Annotated in this window: 22 protein-coding genes; 5 read left to right on the top strand and 17 right to left on the bottom strand. The window is 70.2% G+C overall.

What is annotated here, in order from left to right; genetic code table 11:
- Nucleotides 1-61: 61 nt before the first annotated feature.
- Nucleotides 62-853, top strand: coding sequence for an EI24 domain-containing protein (locus ACFWFI_RS00750; RefSeq protein ID WP_387383917.1), 792 nt, complete (start codon nt 62-64; stop codon nt 851-853).
- A 52-nt stretch (nt 854-905) separates the two neighbouring features.
- Here ACFWFI_RS00750 and ACFWFI_RS00745 read toward each other — a convergent pair whose 3' ends face one another.
- Nucleotides 906-1,898: an aldose epimerase family protein gene (locus tag ACFWFI_RS00745; RefSeq protein WP_387383915.1), complete on the bottom strand. Its 993-nt coding sequence runs from the start codon at nt 1,896-1,898 to the stop codon at nt 906-908.
- 11 nt (nt 1,899-1,909) lie between these two features.
- Nucleotides 1,910-2,824 carry an SGNH/GDSL hydrolase family protein gene (locus ACFWFI_RS00740; protein WP_387383913.1) on the bottom strand — a complete coding sequence of 305 codons (915 nt, stop codon included), beginning with the start codon at nt 2,822-2,824 and terminating at the stop codon, nt 1,910-1,912.
- A 358-nt stretch (nt 2,825-3,182) separates the two neighbouring features.
- Between ACFWFI_RS00740 and ACFWFI_RS00735 the strand changes: the two genes are divergently transcribed.
- The gene (locus tag ACFWFI_RS00735) at nt 3,183-3,677 is read left to right on the top strand and encodes a DUF3145 domain-containing protein (protein WP_329228467.1); all 495 of its coding nucleotides are present in this window, start codon (nt 3,183-3,185) and stop codon (nt 3,675-3,677) included.
- Nucleotides 3,678-3,923: 246 nt separating this feature from the next.
- Here ACFWFI_RS00735 and ACFWFI_RS00730 read toward each other — a convergent pair whose 3' ends face one another.
- The 9 genes from ACFWFI_RS00730 to ACFWFI_RS00690 all read right to left on the bottom strand — a co-directional run bounded on the left by ACFWFI_RS00730 (nt 3,924) and on the right by ACFWFI_RS00690 (nt 12,613).
- On the bottom strand, nt 3,924-4,778 hold the full coding sequence (locus ACFWFI_RS00730; RefSeq protein WP_387383911.1) for a histidine kinase: 855 nt from the start codon (nt 4,776-4,778) through the stop codon (nt 3,924-3,926).
- Nucleotides 4,779-4,799: 21 nt separating this feature from the next.
- Complete coding sequence (locus tag ACFWFI_RS00725; RefSeq protein ID WP_387383909.1) at nt 4,800-5,411, bottom strand: hypothetical protein; 612 nt, start codon at nt 5,409-5,411, stop codon at nt 4,800-4,802.
- A 12-nt stretch (nt 5,412-5,423) separates the two neighbouring features.
- Nucleotides 5,424-6,875: a hypothetical protein gene (locus tag ACFWFI_RS00720; RefSeq protein WP_387383907.1), complete on the bottom strand. Its 1,452-nt coding sequence runs from the start codon at nt 6,873-6,875 to the stop codon at nt 5,424-5,426.
- Nucleotides 6,876-6,924: 49 nt separating this feature from the next.
- Entirely contained in the window at nt 6,925-7,404 is a 480-nt protein-coding gene (locus ACFWFI_RS00715; RefSeq protein WP_387383905.1) for a hypothetical protein, read from the bottom strand.
- 306 nt (nt 7,405-7,710) lie between these two features.
- Nucleotides 7,711-8,973 (bottom strand): beta-ketoacyl-ACP synthase II, encoded by a 1,263-nt coding sequence (gene fabF / locus ACFWFI_RS00710; RefSeq protein ID WP_387383904.1) that lies wholly within the window; start codon nt 8,971-8,973, stop codon nt 7,711-7,713.
- A 79-nt stretch (nt 8,974-9,052) separates the two neighbouring features.
- Nucleotides 9,053-9,301 (bottom strand): acyl carrier protein, encoded by a 249-nt coding sequence (locus ACFWFI_RS00705; RefSeq protein WP_028439857.1) that lies wholly within the window; start codon nt 9,299-9,301, stop codon nt 9,053-9,055.
- A gap of 63 nt (nt 9,302-9,364) precedes the next feature.
- A complete protein-coding gene (locus ACFWFI_RS00700) occupies nt 9,365-10,396 on the bottom strand; it encodes a ketoacyl-ACP synthase III (protein ID WP_387383901.1) in 1,032 nt (343 codons plus the stop codon).
- Nucleotides 10,397-10,409: 13 nt separating this feature from the next.
- Nucleotides 10,410-11,324: an ACP S-malonyltransferase gene (locus ACFWFI_RS00695; RefSeq protein WP_387383900.1), complete on the bottom strand. Its 915-nt coding sequence runs from the start codon at nt 11,322-11,324 to the stop codon at nt 10,410-10,412.
- Nucleotides 11,325-11,413: 89 nt separating this feature from the next.
- Nucleotides 11,414-12,613, bottom strand: a complete 1,200-nt coding sequence (locus ACFWFI_RS00690) for a PucR family transcriptional regulator (RefSeq protein ID WP_387383898.1) — start codon at nt 12,611-12,613, stop codon at nt 11,414-11,416.
- An 81-nt stretch (nt 12,614-12,694) separates the two neighbouring features.
- Between ACFWFI_RS00690 and ACFWFI_RS00685 the strand changes: the two genes are divergently transcribed.
- Nucleotides 12,695-13,363: a pirin family protein gene (locus ACFWFI_RS00685; RefSeq protein WP_387384012.1), complete on the top strand. Its 669-nt coding sequence runs from the start codon at nt 12,695-12,697 to the stop codon at nt 13,361-13,363.
- A gap of 86 nt (nt 13,364-13,449) precedes the next feature.
- On the opposite strand, the gene ACFWFI_RS00680 is transcribed toward ACFWFI_RS00685, so the two are convergent.
- From ACFWFI_RS00680 to ACFWFI_RS00660, 5 genes are all read right to left on the bottom strand, one after another.
- The gene (locus tag ACFWFI_RS00680) at nt 13,450-14,106 is read right to left on the bottom strand and encodes a response regulator (protein WP_387383896.1); all 657 of its coding nucleotides are present in this window, start codon (nt 14,104-14,106) and stop codon (nt 13,450-13,452) included.
- Between the two features lies 1 nt (nt 14,107).
- The gene (locus tag ACFWFI_RS00675) at nt 14,108-15,292 is read right to left on the bottom strand and encodes a sensor histidine kinase (RefSeq protein ID WP_387383894.1); all 1,185 of its coding nucleotides are present in this window, start codon (nt 15,290-15,292) and stop codon (nt 14,108-14,110) included.
- 4 nt (nt 15,293-15,296) lie between these two features.
- Complete coding sequence (locus tag ACFWFI_RS00670; protein WP_387383892.1) at nt 15,297-17,501, bottom strand: MMPL family transporter; 2,205 nt, start codon at nt 17,499-17,501, stop codon at nt 15,297-15,299.
- 120 nt (nt 17,502-17,621) lie between these two features.
- Entirely contained in the window at nt 17,622-18,296 is a 675-nt protein-coding gene (locus tag ACFWFI_RS00665; protein WP_387383890.1) for an HD domain-containing protein, read from the bottom strand.
- 49 nt (nt 18,297-18,345) lie between these two features.
- Nucleotides 18,346-18,819, bottom strand: coding sequence for a hypothetical protein (locus tag ACFWFI_RS00660; protein ID WP_387384010.1), 474 nt, complete (start codon nt 18,817-18,819; stop codon nt 18,346-18,348).
- An 86-nt stretch (nt 18,820-18,905) separates the two neighbouring features.
- Between ACFWFI_RS00660 and ACFWFI_RS00655 the strand changes: the two genes are divergently transcribed.
- The gene (locus ACFWFI_RS00655) at nt 18,906-19,247 is read left to right on the top strand and encodes a PadR family transcriptional regulator (protein WP_387383888.1); all 342 of its coding nucleotides are present in this window, start codon (nt 18,906-18,908) and stop codon (nt 19,245-19,247) included.
- Nucleotides 19,244-19,918, top strand: coding sequence for a permease prefix domain 1-containing protein (locus ACFWFI_RS00650; RefSeq protein ID WP_387383886.1), 675 nt, complete (start codon nt 19,244-19,246; stop codon nt 19,916-19,918). Before ACFWFI_RS00655 ends, ACFWFI_RS00650 begins: the two co-directional genes overlap by 4 nt.
- Nucleotides 19,919-19,952: 34 nt before the next feature.
- Here ACFWFI_RS00650 and ACFWFI_RS00645 read toward each other — a convergent pair whose 3' ends face one another.
- Complete coding sequence (locus tag ACFWFI_RS00645) at nt 19,953-20,330, bottom strand: winged helix-turn-helix transcriptional regulator (protein WP_387383884.1); 378 nt, start codon at nt 20,328-20,330, stop codon at nt 19,953-19,955.
- Nucleotides 20,331-20,403 lie beyond the last annotated feature (73 nt).

Here is a 20,403-nt window from a genome sequence, read left to right as displayed (position 1 = left end):
GGCGTGACGGTAATGACGGGCCAGGGGACGTGTCAATGGTTCGCGCAAGTACGCTGACGTCATGAGTGATCTCGGGGCGGGTTTCGGTTACTTGATCAAGGGCCAGCGCTGGGCCTTCGGGCACGGCCGGTGGTTCGGCTTCGGCCTGCTGCCCGCGTTGATCACTCTGGTCATCTACGCCGGCGCGCTGGTCGGACTGGGGTACGGCGCCGACGACTTCGTCGGCTGGGCGACCCCGTTCGCCGACGACTGGTCCTCGCCCTGGCTGGGGCTCCTGCGCAACACCCTGGTCGTCCTGGTCTTCATGTTCGGGATATTCCTCGCCGTCATCACCTTCACCGCCGTGACCCTGCTGGTGGGCCAGCCGTTCTACGAGTCGCTCTCCGAGGAGGTCGACCGCAGCGAGGGCGGCGAGGTGCCGGTGTCGGGCCTGCCGCTCTGGCGCGAGCTGTGGATCTCCGCCCGCGACTCCCTCCGCATCCTGCTGCGCGTCGCGGTGTACGGCGTGCTGCTCTTCGCCCTCGGGTTCATCCCCGTCGTCGGGCAGACCGTGATCCCCGCCCTCGGCTTCTGCGTCTCCGGCTACTTCCTCTCCGAGGAGCTGACCGCCGTCGCCCTCCAGCGCCGCGGCATGGTCCTGAAGGACCGCCTCGCACTGCTGCGTGGCCGCCGCATGATGGTCCTGGGCTTCGGCGTCCCGCTCGCGCTCGCCTTCCTCGTCCCCCTGGTCGCCGTGTTCCTGATGCCGGGCGCCGTAGCCGGGGCCACGCTGCTGGCCCGCGAGCTCACGGCACCGCCCGCGGCGGACCCGGAGCCGGTTCCGTCGTCGCCGTACACCCTGCACAAGGACTGAGAGGGCCGGGCGCCGGGCACGCGAACGGGCCCGGCGCGCGGTGGGAACGGGCTCAGCGCACGGAGAATCCGTACACCGTCGTGGAGGCGAACTCCTCGCCCGGCCGCAGCACCGTGCTCGGGAACTCCGGGCGGTTCGGGGAGTCCGGGAAGTGCTGCGTCTCCAGCGCGATCCCGGCGCACGGCACGAACGGGTCGCCGCCGAAGTGGTCGGCGGTGTACAGCTGGAGCCCCGGCTCCGTCGTGCGGACCGTCAGGAGACGTCCCGACGCCGGGTCGTACAGCTCGGCTACCGGCTCCCCGCCGGTCTCCTCCAGCGCGTAGTTGGTGTCGTAGCCGGGGCCCACCGGCTTCGGCTCCCGGAAGTCGTACCGGGTCCCCTCCACCGGCAGGAGCTCGCCGGTGGGGATCGACTCCTCGTCCCCCGGGGTGATCCGCCCGGCCGCGAGCCGCAGTTCGTGACCGAGCGCGCTCCCGCTGTCCGCCCCGGCCAGATTCCAGTACGTGTGATTCGTCAGGCTCACCACTGTCGGCGCGTCCGTCGTCGCCCGGTAGGCGATCCGCAGCGCGCCGTCCTCGTCCAGGGTGTACGTCACCGACACCGCCAGCCGCCCCGGGAAGCCCTCCTCGCCGTCCTCGGCGACCAGGGAGAGCCGCACACCGTCCGGCACCTCCTCGGCGTCCCACACCCGCTTGTCGAAGCCGCGCTCACCGCCGTGCAGGGTGTTGCGGCCCTCGTTCCGCGTCACCTGGTGCGTACGCCCGTCCAGGACGAAGGATCCGCCCCCGATCCTGTTCGCGTACCGGCCGACCACGGCGCCGAAATACGGACTCGGGTGCGCCTCGTACCCCTTGACGTCCGGCAGCCCCAGGGCCACCTCCGCCCGGGTGCCGTCCCTCCCGGGCACCGCCACGGACTGCACCACGGCGCCGTACGTCAGCACCCGCACCCGTGTGCCCTCGCGCTCCAGGGTCCAGCGCCGGACCGGCGTACCGTCCGTGAGCGTGGAGAAGTCTTCGCTGTGCACCGCTGAACCCGTCGTCATGATCAAGAACTTTACGCCGGGGGCCCGGACGCCGTGACATTGCGGTAAGCGATTTCTGCCAGCCTGGCCTGGCCGTCGCGGCCCGGATGGAACCAGTCCCACTCGCTCAGCTGCTCACCCGTGAACCGGTAGTCGAACACCGCCCCGCCGTCGTAGCGGCAGCGCTCGTCCCGCGCGCAGACGTCCCGCAGCACCCCGTTGTACGCGACGACCCGCTCCTGCACGGCGTCGCGCCGTGAGACCGCCGCGGCCCCCATGTCGTCGGCGTCGCCCAGCATCGACCGGCAGATCCCCAGCTTCCAGATCTGCTTGCCCAGGGGGTTCTCGCGCCCGGTCGACCAGAGCCGCTTGAGATCCGGCACGCTCGACACGTACACCTGCGTCTTCGGGGCCGAGGCGCGCAACTGCCGCATCGACGCCTCGAAGGAGGCCCGGAAGTCGGCCACCGGAGTCATCAGCCGCACCGAGTCCCGGCAGGCGTCGTTCGCGCCGATCATCACCGTGACCAGCTCCGGATCGTCCTTCGCGGCCTGCGTCATCTGCTCGGGCAGCTGCGCCATCCGGGCGCCCGACACGGCGTGGTTCCAGCTGTGCGAGGCGGCCTTCGACGCCCCCAGGAGACGGACGGCGAGGCTTCGCACCCCGTCGTCGGTCCCGGTCGCCCAGGACACCTCGGGGCAGTCGGCCAGCACCGAGCAGGCGTCGAAGCCCCGGGTGATGGAATCCCCGACGGCCGCGACGGAGGCGGGGCTCGCGTCCCACACCGGCGTCGGTGAGGGGGAGGGGCTCCGCGCGCCCCCGGTGCCCCGCGCCGCCGTTCCTCCGTCGGAGGTGCAGCCCGTGAGTGCGGCGGCACCGATGAGCGCGACCGCCGACAGAGTTGCTGCGGCGCCTCGGACGCGGCGACGTGACGAACGCTCAGGCATCCCTGCTTCCCCTCCGGTCACACGGGTGATTGTGCCTCCGGCACAACCGGACAGCCCCAGGTGGAGGGCCCTCGCGCCCTCGCGGGTGAATGCGGAGCGAATCATGGGCCCAGGACCGACGGTACGTCACACGTCCGGCCCCGGCGCACGGTAGCTTTTCCCCGTCGAACCAGTGGCGCCCGACCGGCCCGCGGACGAATGGGTCCGGTAAGTTAACTCACGTCACATACTGTCCCTTTTCAGAGGATTCACTCCCGATGCTGTTTACTGATGACAACCTCGGGAGCCGGCCGGGAAGAGACGGTACGGGCGCGAGGCCGCTGGGGAAGGCGAACCTCGTCCCACACTGGAGGTCCCGGTGACGACACGTGGAGTCCTGTACGTTCACTCCGCACCGCGCGCGCTGTGCCCGCACGTCGAATGGGCGGTGGCGGGTGTACTCGGTGTGCGGGTCCAGCTCGACTGGATCAGACAGCCGGCCGCTCCCGGCACCTGGCGGTCCGAATTCTCCTGGAAGGGTCGTGCCGGTACGGCTTCGGAGCTGGCCTCGGCCCTCCGTGGCTGGGACCTGCTGCGCTTCGAGGTGACGGCGGAGCCCTGCCCCACGGCGGAGGGCGAGCGCTACAGCTCCACACCGGGCCTCGGCATCTTCCATGCCGTCACGGGCATGCACGGCGACATCCTGGTCCCGGAGGACCGGCTGCGGGCGGCGCTGGCGCGGTCCCTGCGCGGCGAGACGGACCTGGAGGCCGAGGTCGCCAAACTCCTGGGCAAGCCGTGGGACGACGAGCTGGAGTCCTTCCGCCACGCGGGAGAGGGCGCCCCGGTCCGCTGGCTCCACCAGGTGGTGTAACCGGGCCGACCCGTTCGGGTCGCCGGTCGCCGGCTGAGCAGAAACGTTTGCCCTCGCGCGCCGGGGCGAGCTGGACGGTGCTCCCGTATCGGCGTAGCCCCCTTGTTTCGTGCTCCAGGGCGGAGGGCGAGCGGCTGCCCGCCGGTGCCGCTGCACGGGTGACCGCGGTGCGGTCCACGGGCCGCTTGCGACGGGCCCGCCAGGGAGCGGGAACGCCCCCGCGGCAGGATCCCGTCGGCCGGGCCGCTAGGCGGCACCCGCCCGTCCGGCGGCATGCCGCAGCTCGTCCGTGCCGGGCAGGAGCTCGGTGATACGCGTCCAGATCGTCCTGGCGTCCACGTGGACGAGCCGGAAGGGAGAGCCGGGGACGACCCGTTCCTCGGGCACGGGTTCGGTGGGCAGCTCACGCAACCAGTAGCCGAGGGGACCGCAGTCCCAGACGGCGAAGCCGCGGGCCTCCGTGCCCTCCCGGCCCTGGGCCCGAACCTGCCAGGCCGAGGTCAGGCGCCAGCTCGAACGCAGCTCGGAGATCAGGTCGGTGAGGAGCGTCAACGACGGCTCACCAGGGCCGCCGCCCGCTGCGAGAGCACGGTGGACCGTCTCCCGTTCCTCGTCGGCGGCCCGCGCGGCCCGCTCCCTCTCCAAGACCGCGAGCCCCGCCTCGACGGCGCCAATGGTCGTCTCTACGACGGGGACGGCCGTCTCACGGGCCACCGGGGCCTGCTGGAGGTTCACCATGTCGGCGAGCTTCCACACCAGCATCTTGGGCTCGACGCAGGAGTACTCCGCCTCGGCCGCACCGGGCCACGCCTCGTGCGCGACGACGTGTTCGTCGCCGATGAACATGCCGTGGTGCAGTTTTCCCTGGCGGCCGGCGGCCTCCAGTGTGATGATCACTCCCGGCGCGAGGACGGTCTTCATCAGCGGCAGCAGCAAAGGGGAGAGCTTGCCCTCCTCGTTGATGAGCCCGCAGTCCGCCAACTCCTCACGAGCCTGTGCGAACTCGTCCGGCGACGCGTTCCCCGCCGCCAGCTCGGAGAGCACGATCAGGTGCCCGTCGGCCAGTCTGAAGCGGGACCGGGAAATGTCGAACGAAGGCATACTCACTCACTTGGTAGGGGCTCAGGCCTGGGCTTCGGCCCAGAAGTTGAAGATCCTCGAGAAACCTGCGCGGATCGCCCCGCGTCGTGTCAGTACGGACCGGTCGACCCCGGTGAAGAGGACCGCGAGGGTGATGTCGGCGGGCAGGACCCGGCCCGCCGACTGCACGGTCACCCGCCGACCGCTTCCGATGCCGGACTGCCGCACAGTGACGGCACACCCCGGGTCTTCGGGGTCGGCCTGCCGGGACAGCACGTACGAACGGCGATTGAGCGCCTTGAGTCTGTACGTATCGCCCAGGTACGTCATCCGAAGAGCGCGGCTCCCGTGAGTGGGCGCCCACCGGCTCCGGCTCATTCGCACGAGTCCGTCCCCCACGCGGAGTGTCGATCGGTTGAGGGTCGGCATCGAGACGACCTCTGCGTGCACACCACGCGTCTCGAACAGGGCCGTGGGGATCAGGCTGCCACGCACCTCTGTGGCCAGCGCGTTGGGCAGGTCCCTGCCTGCCGGGTACACCACTCTGATGTCGCCGAACTCGGAGGAGGTCCCCTGCCAGCCGAACTTCTTGCGCCCGACCGGCTGTTTCTCCGTCAAGTGGGCGAGCGTGAACGGGCTGATCGTCGTGTGCATGTTCTTCCCTCGCTAGTCGAACGGGTTGAGGGCGCTGCCCAGCTTCTTTGCGCCGTCGGCGATACCGTCCCCCATGTCCGAGGCCTTGTCGCCCACCCATTCCCCGGCCTCCTCGATCCCGTCGCCGATGGCCTCGTGGTTGTCCCAGACCAGACAGCCGGCGTACACCAGACCCGTGCCGACCGCCAGACCGGCCGTGACCGGGTTGGGCGCCACGGTCAGCGCGGTCATCGACGCGCTGAATGCTGTGCCGCTGAGGTCGCTGGCAAATTTCGCGGGATCAGCCTTGATCATGTCGGTGTCGTACGTGGCCAGGTTCGCCACCCCGTAGGCCGTGGCCGCGACGCCGCCCACGACACCCGCGCCCCGGATCCAGCCGGCAGCCTTCGCGGCGTTCGCGAGCCCCCCGTTCTGCGCGACTTTGGCCAAGTTGGCCTCCGCCGCGCTCGGCATGAAGAAGGAGCCGTTGCGCATGAACCCGCCGAGCATGGCGGCCTCGTCGGACCCGGTGAGGGCGGTGACCATACCGGGCGGCACCTTGCTCAGCAGGCTTCCGGGCACAGCACCGGCCATGCGGTTATTGATGAAGGTGGAAAGGAAGGTGCCGGGCGCGGTGACGTCCTTGCCCTGCTTGAGGTACTTGAACAACTTGAAGGCGCCGCCCGCGCTGCCGCCGACGGCTGCGGCGAACGCGGACGCGGTGATCGTGCCCTTCTGTACGGCGGCGAAGAGCTCCGCGAGCCGCCTGCTGCCGGTTATCTTCTCGACGCCGTCCTTCTGGAGGCGCTGGATGTAGTCATCGAGCGTCTCGCCGTCGCGCATGGCCAGCGAGGCGAGCTGCATGCGGTCCTGTTCCTGCTGGGCGTCAGCCGTCGCGACCTTGTCGGCGTTGCCGTTGAATCCGCCCGTCGTGCCGTCGCTCTTCCCGCCGCCGGTGTCCTTGACCACGGCTTCGAGGTCCTTCTGGAAGTCTTTGTCGGCTTCGTCGACGAGCTTCACGCACGACTTGATGTACTCGGCCCAGGACTGCTCGCTGTCCCGGACGCTCTTGGCGTAGTCCGGATCATGACGGAGGGCATCGCGTTCGCTCTCGGTGGCCCGCTCGTAGTCGAAGGCCACATTGCCCTGCTCGGAGACCCGCATACCGGCCTTGACGGCGTCGGCCCGGCCCTTCTCCAGCCGCTCCTTCAGTTCGACGAACTGGGTGTGCGCGTTCATCAGGAGTGTCGCGGTTGCCTTGGCTTGCGTCTGGGCTGCCTGGTACTCGTACCGGGTCGCCGCGAAGTTCAGGGATGCGGCATCGGCGCTGACACCCTGCCAGGAGTCGCCGAGTGTGACCTTCTGAACACTGTCGCGATATCGCTTCTCGACCTTCCCGAATTCCTCCGCCATCGACTTCCACTTGTCGGCTGCGGCGGAGAGCTTTCCGAAGTCGGTCGTCATGACGTCGCTATAGGTCAGCATGCCCGGTCCTCGTGGAACGTCTCGAATCGGCATGGCGGCAGATGTACGTTCACTGGTACCCGTCCATCGCCGAGGGCAGCCTGATGACATCGATCCCGTCGCGACGGTCGATGTCGACGCCCCTCAGGGTGGTGGCGGTGTTCCTGAGGCCGTCACGCTCGCGTCCCAGCCGGTCGAGGAGCGTCTTGACCTGCCCGTCCCAGGTGGTCTGCACCTTCTTCAGCGCAGACGCGGTCGCCCATCCGCTGAAAGCTGTGACCGCGCCGGTGTTTGACTCGTCCGCATGGTCACCCGCCTTCTTGGTGCTCGTCAGCAGCTCGTTCTCGATGACGCCGGCGGCGGCGTTCTTCTCGGACGCCGTCGATGAGAGTGTCGACGTTCCGCCGGGGCCGTACCCCGGGGTCGCCCCCTCCTCCGGGAGGCCGTTCAACTGCATGCCCGTGGAGCCGCGTTCGGCCGCCACGGTCCGCAGGGCGGCCCATTCCTCGTCGAAGCCCATTCCGCGTTGACTCCCGATACCGATGATCACGAAATTGCTTTGCATTCTATAGGTGAGCCCCGGGCGTCACTCCGTGACTCCTGAGGTATCGGAATTGATGACGCGTGACGTGTGGCTTCGGTTCCCGTCGTGATATATCAGTCGCTTATGGTGGAATCACGGATATGACTGGATTAGCTGAAAGGGTGTCGGTAAGTCTTGGAGCGGCCGGTGGCCGGCCGTCAGGTCCTTCTCGGCGGCAGTCCCTCGACCCGCTGGCCACCCCGGCCCGCGGTCCCCTCGCATGCGAGAGGCCCGCCTCCCGTCACGGGAAGCGGGCCTCTCGGCAGGCTCGGGTCAGACCGAACGGAACGCCAGCACCACGTTGTGGCCACCGAAGCCGAACGAGTTGTTGATCGCGGCGATCGACCCCTCCGGCAGCGCCCGCGGCTCACCGCGCACGACGTCCGCGTCGACAGCCTCGTCGAGGTCGTCGATGTTGATGGTGGGCGGCGCCAGGCGGTGGTGCAGTGCCAGCACCGTCGCCACGGTCTCGATACCGCCCGCGCCACCGAGGAGGTGACCCGTCATGGACTTCGTGGCGGAGATCGCGACATGGTCCAGGTCGTCGCCCAGCACCGCACGCAGCGCCTTGATCTCGGCGACGTCACCCTGCGGCGTGGACGTGGCGTGCGCGTTCAGGTGCACGACCTCCGACGGCTTCAGATCCGTGGAGTCCAGCAGGTTCTGCATCGCCGCGGCGATGCCGCGCCCGGTGGGCTCGGGCTGCGCGATGTGGTGGGCGTCCGCGGACAGGCCCTGGCCCAGCACCTCGCAGTAGACCTTGGCGCCTCGCGCGGCCGCGTGCTCCGCGGACTCCAGGATCACGACACCCGCGCCCTCGCCGAGCACGAAGCCGTCACGGGCCGTGTCGTAGGGACGCGAGGCCTTCTCGGGCTCGTCGTTGCTCTTGGACATCGCCATCATGTTGGCGAACGCGGCGATCGGCAGCGGGTGGATGGCCGCCTCGGTGCCACCGGCGACGACCACATCGGCCCGGCCGGTGCGGATCATCTCGACGGCGTAGCCGATGGCCTCGGCGCCCGACGCGCAGGCGGAGACCGGGGTGTGGACACCGGCCTGGGCGTTGACCTCCAGGCCGACGTTGGCCGCCGGGCCGTTGGGCATGAGCATGGGAACGGTGTGCGGGGAGACGCGGCGTACGCCCTTCTCCTTCAGCACGTCGTACTGGTCGAGCAGGGTGATCACGCCGCCGATGCCGGAGGCGATGACCGAGCCCAGACGCTCGGGCTGGATCTTCTCGTCCTCACCGGCCTTGCCGGTGAAGCCGGCGTCCGCCCACGCCTCGCGGGCGGCGATCAGCGCGAACTGCGCCGAGCGGTCCAGCTTGCGGGCGAGCGGTCGGGGCAGTACCTCGCCGGGATCGACGGCCGCGAGGGCAGCGATCCGGACGGGAAGTTCGGCGAAACGTTCGCCCTCGAGAGGCTTGACGCCGGAACGGCCGGCCATCAGACCTTCCCAGGTCGATGCGGAGTCGCCACCCAGCGGAGTGGTTGCGCCGATACCGGTGACGACCACGGTGCGATTGGTCGGGCTCACTGGAAAATCTTCTCCACGTGTAGAGGGTCGTGAATCAGCGGCGCCACCGCCGGGTGGCGACACACGGGACGGGCTGGGATCAGCCCTGGTGCTTCAGGATGTACTCGGCGGCGTCGCCGACCGTCTTGAGGTTCTTGACGTCCTCGTCGGGGATCTTGACGTCGAAGCGCTCTTCGGCGGCGACGACGACCTCGACCATGGACAGCGAGTCGACGTCCAGGTCGTCGGTGAAGGACTTGTCCAGCTGGACGTCCTCGACCGGGATACCGGCGATCTCGTTGACGATCTCGGCGAGACCGGTGACGATCTCTTCCTGAGTGGCGGCCATGTTGGCGCTCCTTCGATGTGTTTCTGCAGGGTTCGGGCGTGCGGACCGAAAGGTCCGGTGTGCCTAGGGGAGGGTAACGACCGTCGCGGCGTAGACGAGACCCGCCCCGAAGCCGATGATGAGCGCCGTGTCGCCGCTCTTGGCCTGACCGGTCGCCAGAAGCCGCTCCATTGCGAGCGGAATCGAGGCGGCCGACGTGTTGCCGGTGGTTTCCACGTCACGGGCGACCGTGACGTGCTCCGGCAGCTTGAGCGTCTTCACCATCGAGTCGATGATCCGCATGTTTGCCTGGTGCGGAATGAAGACATCCAGGTCCTCCGGGGAGATCCCGGCCGCTTCCAGCGCTTGCTGGGCGACCTTCGCCATCTCGAAGACGGCCCAGCGGAAGACCGCCTGGCCCTCCTGCGTGATGGCCGGGAACTTGACCTCGCCCCGTCCGTTGAGCGGAAGGTTCGAGACGTCGCCGACGTGCAAGTCGTTCCACGCCACGGTCTGCTTGATCGTCTCGGACTTGTCGCCCTCGGAACCCCAGACCGTGGGGCCGATGGCCGGGTCCTGGGACGGGCCGACCACGACCGCGCCCGCGCCGTCGCCGAACAGGAAGGCCGTCGCGCGGTCCTCCAGGTCGGTGAGGTCGCTGAGCCGCTCGACGCCGATGACAAGTACGTACTCCGCCGAGCCCTCGACGACCATGCCCTTGGCGAGGGTGAGGCCGTAGCCGAAGCCCGCGCAGCCCGCCGAGATGTCGAAGGCGGCGGGCTTGCCCGCACCGACCTTGTGCGCGATCTCGGTCGCGACGGCGGGGGTCTGCTTGAAGTGCGAGACGGTGGAGACGATGACTCCGCCGATCTGCTCGGGAGTGATCCCGGCGTCCGCGATCGCCTTGCCGGATGCCTCCACGGACATCATCGACACGGTCTCCTCGTCGGAGGCCCAGTGGCGGGTGGAGATACCGGAGCGGGAGCGGATCCACTCGTCGGACGAGTCGATCGTCTCGAGGATCACCTCGTTGGGCACTACACGGGTCGGGCGGTAGCCGCCCACACCCATGATCCGTGCGTACGGGGCGCCCTTGCTGGGCTTGATCTTCGACATGCTCTCGGGCTCCTTAGGCGCCTGCGTGCTCGGAGATGAGCGCGCGGGCCGCGTCGAGGTCGTCGGGGGTCTTGAGCGCGAGGGTCTGCACACCGGGCAGCGCGCGCTTGGCGAGCCCGACCAGGGTCCCACCGGGCGCCGCCTCGATGAGCGCAGTGACACCGAGCTCGGCGAAGGTCTCCATGCACAGGTCCCAGCGGACCGGGTTGGCGACCTGGCCGACGAGCCGCGAGATGACCTCGTCGCCGGTGGCGACCGTCTTCCCGTCGGCGTTCGACACGTACGTCACCTTCGGGTCGGTGACCTTCAGGTCGGCGGCCGCCGCACGCAGCTTCTCCACGGCCGGAGCCATGTGGTGCGTGTGGAACGCGCCGGCCACCTTGAGCGGCACCACGCGGCGTACGCCTTCGGGCTTGTCCTCGGTCAGCGCGGCGATCTGGGCCGCGGTGCCGGCGGCGACGATCTGCCCGCCGCCGTTGACGTTGGCCGGGGTGAGCCCCAGCTTCTCCAGGTGCGCGACCGTGACGTCCGGGTCTCCGCCGAGGAGCGCGGCCATGCCGGTCTCCGTGACCGCGGCGGCCTCGGCCATGCCGAGCCCCCGGGTGCGTACGAAGCGGAGCGCCGCCTCGTCGTCGACGACACCGGCGAGCGCGGCGGCGGTGATCTCACCGACGCTGTGGCCGGCTACGACGCCGGGCGAGGCGTCCAGGGCCGCGGCGGACAGGAGACCCGCGGCGACCAGCAGCGGCTGAGCCACCGCCGTGTCGCGGATCTCGTCCGCGTCGGCCTTCGTGCCGTAGTGGGCAAGGTCGAGCCCGATGGCGTCGGACCATCCCGCGATGCGGTCGGCGGCACCGGGGAGTTCGAGCCATGGAGTCAGGAAGCCGGGCGTCTGAGCGCCTTGGCCGGGAGCGACGAGTACGAGCACCCTCACACTCTCTCTTGTGGACGGCCCCGGACGCCCGTGGGGACAAGGACGAAGAACCGTCAGGGTAATTGTTGAAGTTCGACAAAAGTCTAGGACTGAGTATCCCCGGCGGCCAAGCGCCCCAGGATGAGGGCGATCCGCAGCGTGAACGCGGAGCGGACGTCGGAGGGTGACCACCCGGTGACGTCGGTCACACGTCGCAGCCGGTAGCGCACGGTATTGGGGTGCACGAACAGCATCCGTGCCGCGCCCTCAAGACTGCTCGCCTGCTCCAGATACACACTCAGCGTCTCCAGAAGTGCCGAACCCGCTTCTTCGAGCGGTCTGTAGATCTCCTCCACCAGCTGATCGCGCGCGGCAGGGTCGCCCGCCATCGCACGCTCAGGAAGGAGATCGTCCGACAGGACGGGCCTCGGAGCGTCCTGCCACGCCGAGCAGGCCTTGAGACCGGCTGCCGCGGCTTGCGCGGACCGGGTGGCCGCGAGGAGGTCGGGCACCACGGGGCCGGCGACGACGGGACCTGCCGCATAGGGCCCGATCAGCGACTTCGCCACGTTCAAGGGGTTGTCGCTGCCCCCCGCGATCACGACCAGGCGATGTCCGAGGACCCCGGTCAGGACCTGGAGCTTGGCGTGCCTGGCCGCCCGCCGGATCGCCTCCACGGTGAGCTCGCTGTCGCCTTCGGGAGCGGTGCCGAGGATGACGCACACATGCTCGGGGGAGTTCCAGCCGAGGGCGGCGGCCCGGGACACCGCCCCCTCGTCCGCCTCGCCGGACAGCACCGCGTTCACCACGAGCGACTCCAGCCGGGCGTCCCACGCGCCGCGCGCCTCGGCGGCCTGCGCGTACACCTGGGCGGTCGCGAAGGCGATCTCACGCGCGTACACGAGCAGCGCCTCACGAAGCACCGACTCGTCGCCGGGCGCCGCGACCTCCTCGATCGCGGTCTCCATGACCTCGATCGTCGTACGCACCATCTCGACGGTCTGCCGCAGGGTGATCGCCCGGGTCAGCTCGCGCGGAGCCGTGCCGAACACGTCGGTGGAGATCGCCTGCGGTGTTTCCGGGTGCCTGAACCACTCGGTGAACGCGGCGATACCGGCCTGGGCGACCAGGCCGATCCAGGACCGGTTCTCCGGTGGCATGGCCCGGTACCACGGCAGCGTCTCGTCCATGCGGGCGATGGCGTTCGCGGCCAGCCGGCCGGAGGACTGCTCCAGCCGTTTCAGGGTCGCGGCGTGGAGATGGGGGTCATGAGTGGCGGGCTGCTCAGGATCGGGTCGGGGCACGCACACAAGACTGCCTTATCGGGACAGGTACCCGGAGAGGTGGGGCGGGAGGTCGGCCGACGGGGATACCTTGGTGGCGTGATGGACGTACGCCGCTCCGGGGACCGCTTCCGCGGCGGGGACCCGGCAACGGGTGACTCCGCGGGCATCGAGACGCTGCACGCCTTCTCCTTCGGGCGGTTCTACGACCCGGACAATCTGCGCTTCGGGCCGATCCTGGCCTGCAACGAGGAGCGTCTCGCCCCCGGCGCCGGCTTCGACGAGCATCCGCACAGCCACACCGAGATCGTCACCTGGGTGGTGGAGGGCGAGCTCACCCACCGCGACTCGGCCTCGCACGCCACCGTCGTACGGGCCGGGGACGTCCAGCACCTCAGCTCGGCCGCCGGGGTGCGGCATGTCGAGCGCAATGACGGGGAAGACCCGCTGACGTTCATTCAGATGTGGCTGGCGCCTCTGGAGCCCGGCGGGGAGCCCTCCTACACCCACGTCGCCGGGATAGCCGACTCCACCCCGTACGCCCTCCCCGAGGCGGGCGCGATGCTCCATGTGCGCAGGCAGTCCGAGGGCGAGCGAACCGCCGTGCCGGACGCGGCGGGTGTCTACGTCCACGTCGTACGGGGCGAGGTCCGACTCGGCGGCGAGTCGCTCGGGGAGGGCGACTCGGCGCGGATCACGGAGTCCCGGGGGCTGGATCTGTTGGCGCTGCGGGACGCCGAGGTGCTGGTGTGGGAGCTCGGCGCGGTGTGAGGGCCGCGGCAGCCTCCTGAGGGACGAGCACCCGTGCACCGTGCGGGAACGGGCCTCCGCGCGCCGTGGACGGCCGGGACGCATGTCTACGGGCGCCGCTCCAGCAGCCCGAGTCCGAGCGCTGTGACCACCGCGTGCGTACGGTCGCTGACGTCGAGCTTGGCGAAGACCCGCAGCAGGTGCGTCTTCACCGTGGCCTCACTGATGACCAGCCGGCGGCCGATCTCCACGTTGGACAGCCCGTCGGCCACCGCGCCCAGCACGTCCACCTCGCGCCTGGTCAGCGTCACCGGGGCGGGTCTCCGCATGCGGGCCACCAGCCGCGCCGCGACGCGCGGAGCCAGGACGGTCTCGCCGCGGGACGCGGAACGGACCGCGTCCACCAGCTGCTCGCGGGTGGCGTCCTTGAGCAGGTAGCCGATGGCGCCGGCCTCGACGGCGCGCTCGATCTCCGCGTCGGTGTCGTACGTGGTCAGGATCAGCACCCGGGTCCGGGTGCGGCCGGCGACGATCTCCTCGGTGGCGCTCGTCCCGTCGAGGACGGGCATCCGCAGATCCATCAGCACCACATCGGGCTCCAGCCGCTCGACGAGCCCGACGGCCGCCCGCCCGTCCTCGGCCTCGCCGACGATGTCGATGGTGGGTTCGTCGGCCAGCAGGGCGACGACCCCGGCGCGCATCACCGTATGGTCGTCCGCCACCACGATCCGGAGCTTGCGTCCCGTCTCAGCGCCCTGTGTCATGTCAGCCCTGTCCGTCGGTGGGAATCATGGCGAGGATGCGCGTGCCGTCGCCGACCGAGCTGGTGACGGTGAGCTCACCGCCGAGCTCGTCGAGGCGTTTGCGCATCCCGTTCAGTCCGAAGCCGTGGGAGTCCTCGGTCACGAAGCCGCGGCCGTCGTCGGTGATCTCCAGCTCCACGCCGTACGGCTGTGCCGTGAGGACCACCGCCACCGTGGTGGCCGCCGCGTGCTTGCGGATGTTGGCGAGGGACTCCTGGGTGCAGCGCAGGAGCGCGATCCGGGTCTGCTGGTCGCATGCGACCTCCGGCAGTTCCGAGGTCACGCCGAGCCCGGTGTCCTCGGTGAACCGGTCCAGGGTCCGGCGCAGGGTGTCCGCCACCGAGCCGGGTGCGACACCGCTCCGCGGGGCCGCACCGACGAGGACCCGTGCCTCGGCGAGGTTCTCGCGCGCGGTGTTCTCGATCGCGAGCAGTTGCTTCGCGCTTCTGCCGGGATCGGTCTCCAGGCCGGACCGGGCAGCCTCCGCGAGCACGATGATGGACGCGAAGCCCTGGGCCAGCGTGTCGTGGATCTCCCGCGCGAGCCGTTCGCGCTCGTCCGCGGCTCCCTGGCGGTGGTGCGCCTCCACCAGCCGGATCCGGGCGTCCTCCAGGTCGGCGCTCAGCCGGCGGGCACGCGCGTCACCGTCCTCGGTGATGTGGCGCAACCCCAGCCCGATCAGCACGCCCGCCGCGTAGCCGATGAGCGTGAAGATCACGTTGCCGGTGAAGAACTCCCCGTCCCAGCCCTGCCGTACGACGTTGCCGGCGATCACCCCCGCCGCGGCGATGCCGCTGAGGGTGATCGCGGCACGCGCGCCGGTGGTGTAGATCCAGAAGTGCGGCAACGTCACCACGAAGAGCGCCGCGCTGCCGTCGAGCAGGTACGACATCGCGCCGAGGCCCACGACGAGTACGTACAGGTAGGGGCGGGGGCGCAGGACGGGGCTGTTCGGGAACAGCCCCACCGCGCCGTAGGACAGGGCGAGCACGGCCAGCAGCGCCAGCACCGGGTACCTCGTCGCGCCGGGTGCGTCCGCGACCGCGATGGCCGGTGGGACCACGCCCAGCAGCACCCAGAGGACGGCGTTCCACCGGTGCAACGACGGCACCGTCAACTCGGCGCCGGACTGCGGCCGTTGATTCACCGCGTCAGCCTACTTCTGCCAGAGGTCCGGCGGCCGGCGCCTCGGCGCGCCCGCCCCGCACCGGACGCGCGGGCCACCAGGCGCGCTCACCGAGCAGCAGCAGGACCGACGGCAGGACCATGAGCCGGATGACGACGGCGTCCAGGAGGACGGCCACGGCCAGGCAGAAGCCCATCTGCTTCATCTCGGTGAGGTGCAGGGCCACGAACGCACCGAACACCGTCACCATCACGATCGCCGCACTGGTCACCACCTTGGCCGACCGGTTGATGCCCTCCAGCACCGCGTCACGGGCGGACATGCCGTTCCGCCTGGCCTCCTGGATCCGGCTGACCACGAACACCTGGTAGTCCATCGACAGGCCGAAGAGGATCACGACGAGGAACAGCGGAACCCTGGACGCGATCGCGCCGAGGGAGTCGAAGGCCAGCAGGTCCTCCGCCCACGTCCCCTGGAAGAACAGGACCAGCATGCCGAGCGAGGCGGCGGCGGACAGCAGATTGAGCACGACGCCGATGACGCCGATGACCACCGAGCGGAACGCCCACACGGTCATCAGGAAGGTCATCAGCAGCAGGAACCCGATGACCAGCGGCAGTTTGCCGCTCTCGTGGGCCACGTAGTCGCGGCCCCGGGCCACGTCGCCGCTCACCGCGGTCTCCACGTCGGGCAGTTGACCGACGGTCGTGGGTATGAGGTCCTGGCGGAGGTGGCCGAGTGATTCGATCGCCTCGGCGGAGGGCGCGGGGAACGGGACCGCGAGTTCCAGCACGCTGATCCGGCCGTCGGGCGACGTACGGACCGTCGGCTCCGCGCCCTTCGCGAACAGCGGATCGGCCTGGGCCCGCTGTCCCAGGTCCACCAGGGCCTGCTTCACCTGTGCGGCTCGCTCCGGGGTGGAGCGGGCGACGACCTCGTGCGTGACGAAGAGTTCGGGGAAGCTCCCGGTCAGCCGGTCGTAGACCTGCATGGCCGGGATGTCGCGGGAGAAGGTGTCCTTGCCCGGGTCGATGAGCTTCATGCCGAGCGCGGGCGCGGCCAGGCCGAGCATGACGAGGACCGACAGGCACAGGGTGAGGGCGGGCCGGGTCCGCGCGGGTCGCAGCAGGGTGCCGAACACCCGCCCGGTCTCCGGCTTCGCGCTCCGGTCCGGCTTGCCGCGCTTCGCCCGGCGGGCGGCCCTGCGGGGGGCGAGGCGTTCGGTGCGGCGGCCGATCTTGACCAGCAGCGCGGGGAGCACGGTGAGCGAGCTGGCCACGGCGACCGCGACGACGAGGATGGTGCCGGTCGCCAGCGAGGAGAAGATGACGTCCGTGGCCAGATACAGGGTGGCCGTGGAGACGATCACGGCGAGGCCCGAGACCACGATGGCCCGCCCCGCGGTCGCCGCCGCCAGCTCCACGAGGGCTTCCGAGCCGATCCGCCCGCCGGCGCGGGCCCGCTCCTCCCGTTCGCGCTCGAGGTAGAAGAGCGTGTAGTCGACGCCCACCGCCAGGCCGATGAGCAGGATGAGGTTCATCCCGACTCCCGCGTCGGGAAGGACGTGCGAGGCGACCATGGACAGCCCGATGGCCGCGGCGATCGAGGAGAGGGCCAGCAGCAGCGGCACACCCGCCATGATCACCGAGCCGAACACGGCCAGCAGCGTGATGACGGTGACGGGCAGGCTGATGCGTTCGGAGAGGGCGAGGTCCTCCCCGCGCTGGTCGTTGACGCCCTTGCTGATGGAAGGGGATCCGGTCTCCTCCACCACCAGGTCCGGGTGGCTCGCCTGCACCTCGGCGGTCCGGGCGAGGAGCGGTACGACGTTCTGCCTGCCCTCCAGCTCGGGGCCGTTCAGGACCACCGAGACCAGCAGGGCCTTGCCGTCCTTCGAGCGGACGGGTGCAGCCACGCTCTCCACCTCGGGCAGGTCCCGCATCCGCTCGGTCACGTCCCGGGCCGCCGAACCGGCCGCGGCCGTGTCCAGAGGCCCCGACCGGGCCCGGATCGTGATCCGCTCGGTGGGTTCGCGCTGCAGGCCCCCTTCGGTCGCCATCGACTCGGCGTGTCCCGCCTCACCGACCCAGAAGTCCTTGGTGGTGGCCTGGTTGGTGCCCACCGCGATTCCGGCCGCGAGGCAGAGGACGACGAACGCGAACCAGCCGGCGATCGCGCGTCCGGCGTGCCGCGCGCTCCATCGGGCCATCCGTACAGGGAGTTGTCTCATGCCGGAAATCCTGGTCGGCGAGGGGCCCTCCCCGGCACGTCCGGCCGGTTGAACCTGTTGTCCACCGGCCGGTGGACAACAGAGGTGGGGCTACCGGTACCACCGTGCGGCAGCGTGCGCTCAGCGCACCGGCCGGTAGCCGTCGTAGTCGTTCCAGGAAGGCTGCTGGGTCATCAGCTCCTCCCAGGTCGGCCACACCTCGCCCGTCCTCTGCCGGACGAGCTCGCCCGGCATGCTGAACGGTGGGGCCTTGTGCGGTTTGACGAGGGCCTGGCCGACGACGGTGTCGTGGAGCACCGCCGCGGCGTGCAGCCTGGGCAGCGCGGCGTGGATACGCCGGACGTAGTCGGCCGCAGGGGTGTGCGGCCCTTCCGGGCCGAGGTCGTATCCGGCGCCGATCGTCACCAGGGCGATCTCGGGACGCTTACGGACGGCGATCCCGTAGTGCAGGTGCAGGGCGATCGCGTCCCACACGACGTCGACCTTCCCGGGCGCCAGCCCCTGGTCGGTGAGGAAGCGGGCGGCCAGGTCGGCGCCGTCGATGTCGAAGGGCTGATCACCGTCGCCCTCCGGGCTGAGCCCGGCGTCATGCAGGACGCAGCCCAGGAACAGCAGCTCGTCGTCGTAGTCCTGACCGGGCCGCAGGCCTTGCTGTTCGCCGGCGGAGCGCCCGTAGAGGTAGCTGCGCATGCTGTGGTTGAAGAGGGCCGGTGACTCGATCCCCTCCACGTATCGCACGGTCCTGAGTGCCAGGTCGGTGCGCGGAAAGGGTAATTCCCGGTAGGCGTCGTTCATCGGCGGGACCTCCTGGACATGGCTGCGGCAAGGGACGCGGGCAAGCGGGTCACACGCTCGTGGTGGAGCCGGGGCGGACGATCATCAGGACGACGACCACGGCCCAGATGAGGTTGAAGATGCCGGTGAGCATCGTCAACCGGGTGGCCGTGGGGCGCGCCGCCTCCTCGGCGAGCGCGTCCTCGCCCTCGGCGAGCAGGAGCCGCTGCCCGGGCAGGATGGCGAACCCGAGCAGGACCGCGGCGATCACGGTGAGGACGAGAGAGACGATCAGCCAGGCGTCGGTGAGCACCCCGAGCGCGGCGCCGGTCGCTATTCCGAAAACGGGTACGACGATGCCCCCGAGCGCGTAGCCGTAGCAGACGCGGTGCAGGAGCGCGGCGACCCCGGCGGACCGGCCCGCCCCCTCCGTGCCGTCCAGCGCCCGCAGTGCGTAGCGCGGGAACATCGAGGCGGCGACGGTGATCGACCCGACGGTCACGATCGCCGCCAGGACATGGATGGATAGCAGCAGCTTGGTCACTGCGGGTGCCTCCTGCTCGGACACGCGTATATGTTGGCTGCCAATACATACACTGCCTACGGCTCTTTTGGGTAGGCTGCCTACTCATGAAGGCGGATGCGGTACGAGGGCACCTCGACGGACTGTTGCTTGCCGTGCTGGAACAGGGCCCACTGCACGGGTACGCGATCATTGCCGCCGTGCAGCGCCGCAGCGGGGGAGTCGTCGAGCTGCGCACGGGCACGATCTATCCGGCCCTGAACCGGCTGGAGCGGATCGGGCTGCTGAGCAGCAGCTGGGAGTCCGTCGGCGAACGGCGCCGGCGCTGTTACGAGCTCACTGGGGAGGGTCGGCGCACCCTGGCGGGGGAGCGGGCGGCGTGGGACGAATTCACCACGGCGATCGGTTCCGTCCTCAACCCTTCCACCCTGCCCGGGCTGACCACGTGAACGCCGAAGGCGGACCGGCCGACCCCGTCGCGGACTACGAGGCGGCCCTGACGGCCGCCCTGCACGGGCCTGGTGGGGACAAGGCCCGCATGATCGAGGAACTGCGCGACGGCCTCGCGGGCACGGTCGAGGCCCACGTCGGCGAGGGGAAGCCCTACGAGTACGCGGCTCGTCTGGCGGTGCGGGAGTTCGGGACCGTCGAGGAGATCGCGCCGGCCTGCCAGCGCGAACTGACCATCGCCCAGGCTCGGCACACGGCACGGGCGGCCGTCCTCACCGCGCCCTTCCTGATCGCCTGCTGGTACCTGGCCCGGACGTCCGGCGTCCCCGGGACGGCCTGGCAACTGGCGCGCACGGCCCAGTCGCTGGCCGTTCACCTGGCCGGCGTCGCGATCGCCGCCGCGCTGCTCGCCGCGTCGACGCTCGCCGCCACCGGGGCACTCGCCCGCCGGCTGCCCACGCCGCACCGGCTGCCCCTGGTCGTCGCCTGGGCCGGCACCACGACCAGCATCACCATGGCGGTCGCGACGCTCGCGCTCACCGTCGCCGCCGCGCTCGCCACGGACTGGGCGCTGCTCGCCCTGGCCGGCACCCTCTCGGCCGCCTCGCACGCCGTGGTGGCGTCCTCGGCCCGCGCCAGCCGCCGCTGTGCCCGGCTGACCCTGGTGTAGAGCGCGGGTCCGACCCGCCCCCGCGTGTGGATGACTACTTGCTCCGGGTGTCGTAGGCGTCCCGGCTGGCCTGGATCTCGCCGTTGTGCTCGATGGCCCAGCGGGCGAGCGCCAGAGCGGGCGGGATGAGGCTCTTCCCCCGGGGAGTGAGCGCGTACTCGACGCGTGGTGGGACCTCCGCGTAGGCGGTGCGGGAGACGAGCCCGTCCCGTTCGAGGTTGCGCAGGGTCAGTGTGAGCATCCGCTGCGAGATGCCGGGGATGTGCTTGTGCAGGTGGGAGAAGCGCATCCGCCCCTCGTCCAGCGTCGCCACGATCAGCATCGTCCACTTGTCGCAGATCCGGTCCAGGATCGCCCGGATCGCCTGGCCGCCGTCCCCCCGGATCATGCAGGTGTGTTCGTACTGCTCCACGACAGCTCCTTGTGCGTAGCTCACATCCGTGTGCCTTTTGTAGGCCTCCCGATAGTGACTCATGATGAGGCAA

The organism is Streptomyces sp. NPDC060209, assembly GCF_042728155.1.
GTDB lineage: Bacteria > Actinomycetota > Actinomycetes > Streptomycetales > Streptomycetaceae > Streptomyces.
The sequence above is the reverse complement of the archived record's forward strand: the minus strand, read 5'-3'. Positions and strand labels throughout refer to the sequence as shown.